Source organism: Nostoc mirabile CHAB5784, assembly GCF_020829645.1.
Classification (GTDB): domain Bacteria; phylum Cyanobacteriota; class Cyanobacteriia; order Cyanobacteriales; family Nostocaceae; genus Nostoc; species Nostoc mirabile.
The window spans coordinates 1-10,247 of sequence record NZ_JAIVFS010000172.1 but is presented as its reverse complement, the minus strand read 5'-3'; the positions used below and the strand labels follow the sequence as shown (position 1 = coordinate 10,247).

General features: G+C 42.7%; 9 protein-coding genes. 5 read left to right on the top strand and 4 right to left on the bottom strand.

The genetic code is table 11. From position 1 onward, the window contains the following. Nucleotides 1-83: 83 nt before the first annotated feature. The 3 genes from LC653_RS42285 to LC653_RS42275 form a co-directional block, all read right to left on the bottom strand. Nucleotides 84-1,127, bottom strand: coding sequence for a DNA polymerase (locus tag LC653_RS42285; RefSeq protein WP_229501260.1), 1,044 nt, complete (start codon nt 1,125-1,127; stop codon nt 84-86). Then, nucleotides 1,120-1,446 (bottom strand): hypothetical protein, encoded by a 327-nt coding sequence (locus LC653_RS42280; protein ID WP_229501259.1) that lies wholly within the window; start codon nt 1,444-1,446, stop codon nt 1,120-1,122. The genes LC653_RS42285 and LC653_RS42280 overlap by 8 nt, the downstream gene beginning before the upstream one ends. A 107-nt stretch (nt 1,447-1,553) precedes the next feature. Next, nucleotides 1,554-2,243, bottom strand: coding sequence for a hypothetical protein (locus LC653_RS42275; protein ID WP_229501258.1), 690 nt, complete (start codon nt 2,241-2,243; stop codon nt 1,554-1,556). Nucleotides 2,244-2,382: 139 nt separating this feature from the next. Here LC653_RS42275 and LC653_RS42270 point away from each other — a divergent pair, with 139 nt between their 5' ends. The 3 genes from LC653_RS42270 to LC653_RS42260 all read left to right on the top strand — a co-directional run bounded on the left by LC653_RS42270 (nt 2,383) and on the right by LC653_RS42260 (nt 5,496). Further along, nucleotides 2,383-2,691 (top strand): hypothetical protein, encoded by a 309-nt coding sequence (locus LC653_RS42270; RefSeq protein WP_229501257.1) that lies wholly within the window; start codon nt 2,383-2,385, stop codon nt 2,689-2,691. Between the two features lie 111 nt (nt 2,692-2,802). Next, the gene (locus LC653_RS42265; RefSeq protein ID WP_229501256.1) at nt 2,803-4,770 is read left to right on the top strand and encodes a M23 family peptidase; all 1,968 of its coding nucleotides are present in this window, start codon (nt 2,803-2,805) and stop codon (nt 4,768-4,770) included. 3 nt (nt 4,771-4,773) lie between these two features. Continuing rightward, on the top strand, nt 4,774-5,496 hold the full coding sequence (locus LC653_RS42260) for a hypothetical protein (protein WP_229501255.1): 723 nt from the start codon (nt 4,774-4,776) through the stop codon (nt 5,494-5,496). A gap of 286 nt (nt 5,497-5,782) precedes the next feature. On the opposite strand, the gene LC653_RS42255 is transcribed toward LC653_RS42260, so the two are convergent. Beyond that, nucleotides 5,783-6,889, bottom strand: coding sequence for a DUF5895 domain-containing protein (locus LC653_RS42255; protein WP_229501254.1), 1,107 nt, complete (start codon nt 6,887-6,889; stop codon nt 5,783-5,785). A 645-nt stretch (nt 6,890-7,534) separates the two neighbouring features. On the opposite strand from LC653_RS42255, the gene LC653_RS42250 reads away from it, so the two are divergent. Continuing rightward, complete coding sequence (locus LC653_RS42250) at nt 7,535-9,430, top strand: ABC transporter ATP-binding protein (RefSeq protein WP_229501253.1); 1,896 nt, start codon at nt 7,535-7,537, stop codon at nt 9,428-9,430. Between the two features lie 180 nt (nt 9,431-9,610). Beyond that, the gene (locus LC653_RS42245) at nt 9,611-10,132 is read left to right on the top strand and encodes an ABC transporter transmembrane domain-containing protein (RefSeq protein ID WP_229501252.1); all 522 of its coding nucleotides are present in this window, start codon (nt 9,611-9,613) and stop codon (nt 10,130-10,132) included. Nucleotides 10,133-10,247 lie beyond the last annotated feature (115 nt).

Here is a 10,247-nt window from a genome sequence, read left to right as displayed (position 1 = left end):
GGCATCGCAGTACTGATCTACCACGGTGATCGTGGAGGTAGCCGTTCTTGAACCCAATTAAATACCCTTGCTAAGTTAAACTGTTAGTAATTAATTATACTCTCATGAGAGTAATAAAAGAGCGCTATTCCAGGATAAGCTTCAAAGAATCGTTGACTGAAAGCTTTTGCTTGTTCTAATGTCATTGCCACCCCATATTTTACTTGGGCGTAAATTTGGAGTTTGGCAGCGCCCATACCGAAAATCAATCCAAAGTTTATTGCTTTTGCTAGTCTGCGGTCTTCCTCAGTCACTTCATTGATATATTTTCCAGTTACTAGAGATGCTGTTAATCGATGTAAGTCAGCCCCCTGGCGATAGACTTGGCACATCTTTGTATCACCACTAAGCCGAGCCATAATTCGTAGTTCTATTTGGGAGTAATCGGCTTTGATAATTTTATAGCCAGGGGCAGCAATGAAACAGCTACGAGCTGCTTCATCACGGGGAATATTTTGTAGAGGTGGTTTGCGGCAAGAAAATCTACCGGATTTTGCCCCTAATTGATAATAGTTGGGATGAATTCTCCCAGTTTTAGGGTGGATATGCTGGGGTAGTTTCTCGGTAAAAGTGCCGATAATTTTAGATAGACGGCGGTAAGAAAGCAATGCTTGAATTATGGGATACTGTGCAGCTAAAGAAACCAATTTACTTTGATTAGTTGAGTTGATTTTGATACCAATAGCTTGTAGAGCAGCCAAAACTTGCTGAGGTGAATTCGGGTTGACTGCATCTGTCAGTTCTGGCAGCAATGACATCTGAGAGCTAGCAATACGGAGTTGCTTGAGTTGGTTTAAAGCATCTGTTTTTTCAGCTTCTAGTTTTGCACCCAGTATCTGCCATCGGGACAAGTCAAATAGCATTCCGTTAAGTTCCATTTGAGCTACAACAGGCATACACTGAAATTCCAGTCGGGCAATTTTGAGTAACTTTGCCTGCTTTAACTTGTTGAGGAGAATTGAGTAAAGGTCAAGCAATATGGCAGCATCTACGGCAGCATAGTGCAATTGAACCTTGGTAAGAGGTTTACACCAATCGCTGATTTGTTGAGTTTTATCTAGTTGAAGGTGTAGTAGCTTTTTAGCTATATTTTGTAAGGATGAGCTTGTTTTTAATCCTGCGGTTAGATTTGTCTACATCAATGCTAATAAAGTTGTCTGGTTGAGGTTCTGATTTTGATGTAATACGGTTAGTTGATTGATTTTGATTTTTCAAATTGAGAGATTTATTAATATCAATAGATTCCAGGTGTGATTTTTCAGATGTTGTGTTTTCGATGTTGACTGTAAATTTCTGCCACAGATGGACTATTCCCACAACGAAATCAACGACCATCACAACGGTATATAAGGCTGTAATTCCAATGATGAGATGAGTTAAAACTTCTTGAATTTGTTGAGTATTCATGATGACTAACTTGAAAATTTATGTTCATAATTAAAGAAGCGATCGCTTCCATATAACAGAAAAATCCTCAGATGAAAATTTGAATAGACTGAGGATTTATTGAAAATTCAGAACAGGCTAATTTGTACAGTTGAATTTGATGAAGGTTTAGGAGTTGGAATGCTTTGGGTCGAATCTAAGTTAGGCAAGGCATTGACATTACGCTTACCCCACCCCTCTTGTGCTGCGTGTTTAACTATGCTGCGTCGAATTGACGTGCTAAGATAGTTGAATTCATTTTTTACCTGATTAAAATGAATGATGCGATTATTGCTGGCATTGCTCCTATCACCATCACCCATAAATTCATAAAAACTCTTGCAACCCTTTGGTAATTTATCGTATTTGGTTAAAACTTCATTACCTACCCAAAGATAAAGGTCAGCGTAGTCCCTATGTAAAGGTGCTTCGTAAGTTGCTGGCATCATGTAGGTAAGAACTTCTGTGGCTGTGCTGGAAACACCAACCTGATTCTGTTCATATTCAGTGAAGATAAGTTCCAATCGATCCTGAATACAAGCAAACTTTAACCATTGGGGAATCGTATCACTCCAAGGACTGCGATGAATTACCAATGGCCCTGCAAGGTAGCGAACATGGTGTAGGGAAAATTCAGCTATTTCTAAAAGACTTGCTAATAATTCTTTTGGTGTATTTAAACTTGCCAGAATTTGCAGCATTTTTCGGGTGTTGTCTGGCAGTTTGGTACTATTACCATTACTAATTTCTGCCATTATTTCTGGTGAAATTAAATTCATTTGCTCCATTTTTCATCTCGATATGAGGGCATCACCAAAATTAGCTAATCGGCTAAAAAATTAATGTCCAATAGGTGAAGGCTGATACTATATAAATCTTTTTATGCTGGCATTGCTACAGTTTTTTTAGGTAATGTTAATGAATAACGAACCCACAATTAACCAAAATCTTGATACTGACGACAGTAGTAATTATCAGTCTGGCAGTAGCTATCAATCTGAAGGTTACGGTGTTGAGCAATTAAGTTCTGGAGATAGTAGTAATCCCTTGCAAGCAGACCAATTTAGGGATGGTTATCAAGAGAATATCTTTGAAATCAATCTTGGGGATACACCTTACACTGAATCGGCTGCTAATCCCAATCCTCAATTACCAGGATATGGCTCTGGCTCCGATTACAAGTCTAAGAAAAGTCAACAGTCAGCATCGCCAGAGCTAGAGTTATAAGTCATATTTTTACTGATAACTATACCCCATAAGTAACAAAAGAATGGTTTCCATTAAATAAATTATTTTGCTTATTGGGGTATAGTTGCTGTCATTTTTAAACCTGAAATTATGAAGATACCAAAAGCATGGATATCTCTTCTGATTGTCATTGCTTGTATTATTTATAGTATCGCTGTACAAGCCACAATCAACACATTTGGTGATGGCAATTTACCGACTCGAATTGTAGAAGTTGCAAATCCTCAGTCTCGACTACCTGCTACTAAAGTTTTGCTGCCAGACTGGAGCCGCATTTCTCTGGGCCAGCTACCAGGTATCAGTCAATCCGGTGCAATTGATGGCAGTCCCTACAGTCAAACACTAGGTTATGACCTGAGTCGTACTTGGAATGTGGGTATGACTCCTGACCAATATTTGAAGTTAGGAGATATCAGTGAAGCATTGCAGGCAGAGGAGTTTTCTTTGCAGGCGATCCAGGCGATCGCTCTGGGCATACAACCAGAGGCGAACACAGACATTAAGAGTATAGATTTAAACAAAATTGCCTTGAGTGAATTTCCCCTGATTGGGGAGCAGACATTGAGCCATTTAGCTCAGGTTGTTCCAGAATTGGCTAAGACGCAAGTAAACAATATTACACCTGTTGCAACCTTACTAAAATCTCACTTAATTGCCGCATCTAATTTAACACTAGCTCAGGTACTAACACAGTATGAAGTTGGGCAAATGAAGCTGGGAGAAATCGACTTGTCAAAGTTTTCTATCTCTTCAATTCTTAACTTAGATGCAGTACAGCTACAACAATTTACAGGTTGGATGAATAGCAATGTTTCGGATATTCCTGGTTTGGGACAAGTACCTTTAGGATTAATGCCTAATCCCATCACTGAAATTGGTAGCTTGGTAATGCGGATTGATGTAGTTTATGGGCCAGCAGAAAACCGCCGTAACAATACGATTTCTGGTTCAGACGTGCAAGGGTTTTCTGTGCCTTGTACTGAAAAAGACTGTGCTTACTTAGAATTGGACGATTTGGAGAATACAGGTCGTAGCGATCGCAGTAAGTTAGAAGGTAAGCAGTGGATTTCCGGTAAATACCAAGAAGTCGAGGGCGGGCGGGGTATCCTAAAAGCAGTGAATAACGGTCGGGAACCAACAGGAAGGCTACCTTTTGGTAAAGCTTTTAAGGTGGTGGTAATGGAGCCGGATGAAACTACTGATACGGTAGATACGGCTTTGTTCTTTCGGTTCTGTGCTTGGCGAATGGGTTGTACACCTTATTTTATTGGGCCTGTTCCTTTTTTCAGCTACAAGGTTAACTCCCTGATATTTGTAGGCAATTTGAGTGAACAGAGGACAAATACTGCGTATGCCCCAACTGGAGCTACAAGAGAGCCTAAAGCTAATACTACCAACGGTACTGGAGTAAGAGAGAAGATTAATCCATGCGCGTTCAGTAATGGTAGTCGGTCGATAACAGATCAATCACTCTCCGGTATTGATTTGCGATCGCTCTCAAATGCAATTGCGGAGATTGAGAGCGCTGGTAGCGGGGATTACAAAGCAGTTGGCATACATACCTGTGCGGATGGGGGTTTAAATTGTGGTCGCGCTCTCGGTCGCTACCAGTTTATGACTTATAACCCCTATGCAGTGCAGTTAATTGCTGCCAAGCCTGGAGGTCAAGAGTTTCTGAGTCAAGTGGAGCAAGGGCATCAACCAACAGAGGCTGAACTATTTGAGTTTTTTCCTCCAGCTGACCAAGATAGGGCGTTTATGGCTGATATGGCTAACAAAATTCAAGTAACACAAGAGCAAATCGATCCGGCTACAGGACAGCCATTTACGGGCGATCGCCTAATTGAACGAGTGGCTCAAAAGCATTTTGGTGGTGATTATAGCAAAGTTGATGGAAATGGCTCAGATGCTCTCGGTCGTCTCAGTCTCAAAGATTACGGCAAAACCGCTTTAGCTAGTTATCGCAACAGTAATAGCGATAATGGAACGCTGACCTGTTCTCCTAATGTAAATTCTAGCTACATCAGCACTGCTAAAAATACTGAAAATGGGAGGTAGAGTATGACAGATTTATCTAAAACCTCTATTACCTCAGCCCATGAGATAAAAGAAATACTGGATACTGAGTTGCATTCAAAAATACACCTTGGGCAAACAGGGGAAGGAAAGGGAGTTTATTCTGACTCCGCCTCCCCTACTCAGTCTCAACCACTGAAGACAACTGCATATCAATTACCAGCACCTTCTATGAGGGTACGCTACTGGGTTCATTGGTTTCGCATTGGTTTGGGCATCTTTTTGTTGCTGTCAATTCTCATGAGCTTAGGGGGCTGTAGCTTAAATGCAGCAACCGTTACTTGGAACAAAGCTGCTAATGTTGTGCCTACTTCAGTAATTGAACAGGTGATTGTAGAAAATACAGAGTTAAATTCCAAAGTATCTGCTAAAAATATACTGGCTTGGAGTGTGGAAGGGAAAGAGGGCAGGTTCGCAGTTTTCAACTTGAATACGCCTGATGTCTGTGGTGCTTTGGGATGTCTTTATAATGGTTACTGGCTCAGAAAGGACAAACCAATTACTCAGGTATTCTTGAGTTATTTGAATTCCAATCTGCCACCAGGTAAGCATTTGTTGTCAGTGGGAGAGAATCGAGGTCAGGCATTACCGTGCATTAAGGTACTGCAAACCGAGCAAGAGCAGCTACGCCAATTGAATTTTTGTTTCAATGGCACTGGCTATCAACTTGCTGATAGTCAGCTTTTCACTACTGGTAAAAAATCCTAAAGTTGATAACTCGAAATCTAGAAGAAAACTCTGCCATAGTCATCTTAGCTACGGCAGGGTATTTTCATCTAAAACCTCTATGAAATTCCCATTAAATCGGCATCTAGGTCAATGGTGGATCAAGATGAGTGCTGAGTGCTGAGTTAAAAGGCCGCCCACAAGTGGATGCTGTGCGGGGCATATACCAAGTACATAAGTACTGAGTGACTTTTAATCTACTCAGAACTCATGACTCAGCACTGAGTAGTGGGTAGTTCACCAGCACAGATGCTATAGTTGCATTGGACTATTCCTCATCATCCAGTTCATCGTCTTCCTCCTCAAAATCATCATCGTCTAACTCAGCTTCCAAATCGTCGGTTTCATCGAGGAAGTCGTCATCGTCAATAAGTTGAATTTTGCGAGGTGGCTTGGTCGCTGGTTTGGATTTACGAACGCTTTGAGTTTTGTTCCTATTTTTATTTGGTGGCAATACTTCCACGTCTACAGATACCGATTCTCTAAGGTTAGCAGGTAGGGATTGAGGTTCATTAAAACCAGCGATCGCATCATGTTGTTGCCAAATTAAGGCTTTAGCTGTGGGCTGACCCAAATAAAATTGAGACAGATTTTCAACGGTGGGTTTGGTATAGTCTACAGTCTTACAACAGTCGTGTTTATTCTTACCTTCGCCCTCTTTGACAGCTTTGAACTCGACTGACAGTACACCTAAGCTACGCCACCTATCGTTTTTGCCGCTAAATGGCACTTGGAAATAGTCAGCAAAGGTTTTCTCCAAAGAACGGTAAAACTCCTCACGCACCGACTTAAAACTCCAGAGAGCTACATTCTTAAAGCGGACAACGACAGGAGTAGTATGCAGGGGTTGATTATCCTCATCTAGAAACACCAGTGCATGTTCTGAACACACATCCATTGTTTTCTTGTCAAGGTTATGCTTGTATTCATCATAAAGCCCAACAAAAGAACCACCACAATCTTCAACATCTGATTTATAACGGATATACTCTGGCACAAAAGCTAAAACTAGTAACCGTGCTTGAGTAATTAAGAGTCCAGTAACATCTTCGGTTAGGGTGACAATAGTTAGGTCGTTTTCATCAGGCATATCAAGCCAGCCAGCCTTTTCTAGCTGATCTTCTGGAATCAGAAGTCCAGCGGGTTTGTCATTAACGACAATGCCGTAAGGCAGTAACGGTCGTCTAACTTGGTTATAACTGTCGCTGAGAAGTTCTGGGTCAATATCGTCAATATCAAGGTCTGACAATTGAGTGTTAGGAGCTTTAGATTTAGCTGCTTGAGTTTTGGTATTAACTTTGGGATTAGAAGCAGCAGTTTTGGCAGTAGATTGATTGGAGCGATTAGAGTTGTTTGAAACCCTAGATTTAACCATTGGACTACATAAATATGATTGCCCAACGCATGAGGCGTTAGCCTCAAAACTTATTTAAAAATCGTTGACAAAACTTATCACACTGGCAGAAAAGTCGCTGATGATTTTAAATCAACCATGAAGATTGTGTTCGATGATATCCTTCCCCAATGGAATTACATTGCTCAACCAGAATTACAGGTTATTTAATCCACGATCCTTAACTCCTTAACAAGGATGTGCCTTTCTATTTTGAGCCAAGCAAATTTCAACATAATGGTGAACTCACACCAGTTAACCAATCATTCTCATAACGAGAATTGCTATATAGCTGTATGCCTGCTTGCTTTTTACTCTTGTTCATGAGACTATAAGCTTCATAAAAATACGCCATTTCGACCGACTAACAGTATTTTATAAGTAGTCCCAGTGATTAAAACAAGCAGTAGAAAGTAGAGGACGTAATATATCAGCTTGAGCTTGAACCTACAAAACTAGAAATATACGGTTTGCTTCAGTAGCAAATACATCAAAAAAGCAATGACTACACGACTTGACGAAAAAACCACCTTTGCCACAACCAGAAGCAACCTGTGAAGAAGTCCTCAAATCCATGCAGAAGACTTATCTAATTTGTTAATGCGTAAGTCCTGGGGCACTCAAAATATGACATCATCAAAGACCTCCAACACGCTCGACCCCTTTGAAATTTCAATCGGTACGCGTAACTCCTTTGTCAGCAACGTCTGGCGACTGCGGCACTGGATGGCTCCGTACCGCTGGCGCATTGCGTTAGCGCTGCTGTTTGCTATGCTGTCGGCCACCGCCGCCGTGTTGGTACCAATCGTGGTTAGTCGAGTGGTAGTGGACGGTATCCTAATGCACAACTATCGCACAGATCTGCCAGACTATGGACAAACAGCCTTAATCCACTGGTTGGCAATCACACTGGGCACCAAACAAATAATCGCAGCCTGCATAGTCGGCTTGCTCTGGGTGCTGCTGTGGTCTGGTTTTGGGTACGCCTTCCGCGCTCAGTTGTCCTTTTCGGCACTGTTGGGTCTTTCCGATCTGCGTCGCGATCTGTTTGCCCATGTCGAGCGTCTGCCCGCTGCTTTTTATGATCGGGTTATGGTTGGGCAGGTATTGACTCGGATCACCAATGACATCGAGAGCTTGTCCGAACTGCTGACTGGTGTCGGCGCGCTGGCTGGAGAATTGATTCCCCTCGTTGTCGCGGTTAGCGTAATGTTGTCTCTGGATGCGATGCTCACGGCAAAGCTATCGCCCTTTTTGTTTTTTGTGGCGGCTGTCATCATCGTGTTCAGATATTATTCCGGGCCGATTTATCAGGTCATCCGCAGCACACTATCGCGCCTCAACGAGCATTTGCACGAAAACTTGTCGGGTATTGAAATCGTGCAGATGTCCGGGCGGGAGGCACTGAGCTTTAAACACTATTCTGCCATTAACGAGGACAATCGCGTGGCCGAGACCAAGGCCATCATGGCAGAGACGGTATACAACCCCATCATCGACAACGTATCTTATTTGGCGATCGCTTGTATCCTGTGGTTGGGCGGACAAGATGTACTTAGCCACACTACCACTCTGGGATCGATCGTGTTGTTCCTGCAATTCAGCGACATGCTGTTCCGTCCGATTGTGGTCTTGGGCGATCAAGCTAATGCGGTGTTCCGAGCGGCGGCAGCCTGCGATCGCATATTCCGGCTGCTGGACTGGAACGAGTCTTTGTCTGTGCCACCGCAGCCCATACCTTTGCCGGAAGACTTACATGGCCGTATCGAGTTTCGTGACCTGAATTTCCGTTACGAAACTGGCGAATCGGTTATCCAGCACTTCAATCTGAATGTGGCATCTGGCGAGAACATCGCCATTGTCGGGCCTACTGGCTCTGGCAAGACCACGCTGACGCGGCTCATCTGTCGTTTTTACGATGTGCCTGAGAATAGCCTGTTCATCGACGGCATCGATATTATGCAGATAGACCCTGCACAGATCCGTAAGCGCGTAGGTGTGATCTTTCAAGACTTTCATCTGTTCCCTGGCACCGTCTATGACAACATCGCATTAGGTAAGACCATCACCCTGGAAGATGCCCGACATGCCGCCGAACTGATACAGACCTTGGGTTTCATCGAGTCTTTGCCACTAGGTTTTGATACGGTACTGGAAGACCGTGGCCAAAATCTATCCCAAGGTCAACGCCAGTTGCTGGCATTTACCCGTGTCATTGCACTAAACCCCGAAATCCTCATTCTGGATGAAGCCACTGCCAGCATTGACCCAGAAACTGAAGCTGCCATCCAAGCAGCGCTGGCCAGAGTCACCGCCAATAGAACTTCCATCATCATTGCCCACAGATTACAAACCATCCGCCGAGCCGATCGCATTGTTGTATTAAACCATGGCCAGTTAGTGGAAGTTGGAAATCACACGGAATTGATGCTTCGTAATGGTTTTTATAAAACGCTTTATGAAGCGCAACTGTACAAGGGTATACGTCAAAACACATCAAATCTCCCAATTAAAGATTTCTAATATCGAGGTGATTTCCGAAAAATACATTTGTACAAACAACTGGCCTCAATTAAACTGATTTGCTGACTGTATTAGCCTGATTATTTGGGAATTACAAAGCTGTACATTATATTGAGCAATTCAACAAAATAATCGCTTTTATCCAACATTGATTTTTCCATATATAACAAGATTAAACTGATGCTAGCCGACCGAGGAAGATTGAAATCGGACTTACCTACCTTCACCTCATTGCAGCGACTTTTTCCCTACTTCAAGGCTTACCGTTTTCAATGGTTAATAGCAGTATTAGCCCTGCTGGTTGTTCATGTTGTTGAAGCTGCCATTCCTGTCTATCTGAAAATCGGCATTGATCTGATTTCAAAACAGGACGAGAATATCTTATTGCCGGTTCTGACAATACTTGGTTTGACGGCTCTGCGCTTTGCGATCCTGCACTTTGGTCGCCGCAACAACGCGGTGATTTCAATTTACATATCTTATGACCTACGGCAAGCTTTTTATGCACACTTACAGTCCCTTGGTCGCGGTTTCTATGCGAATTACCACTTGGGTGACTTGATTGCACGAGCGACCAATGACATGGAGTCCATCCGGCGCTTTTTTCGTTCTGCGGTGCATCGACTAGTGAGCTTAATTGCCGTGGCGTTGATTGCACCGATTTTTATGGCGCAGCAGTCGCTTCAGTTGACTGTGATTTGAACGATAATTTAGCCAAACGGTCACGAAATACTTCAAAAACACTTAGGACAAGATATACTTCATACTTGAGAAATGAGTTGTAAGAATGATAATCGTATAGTTAGGGGGAGACAAG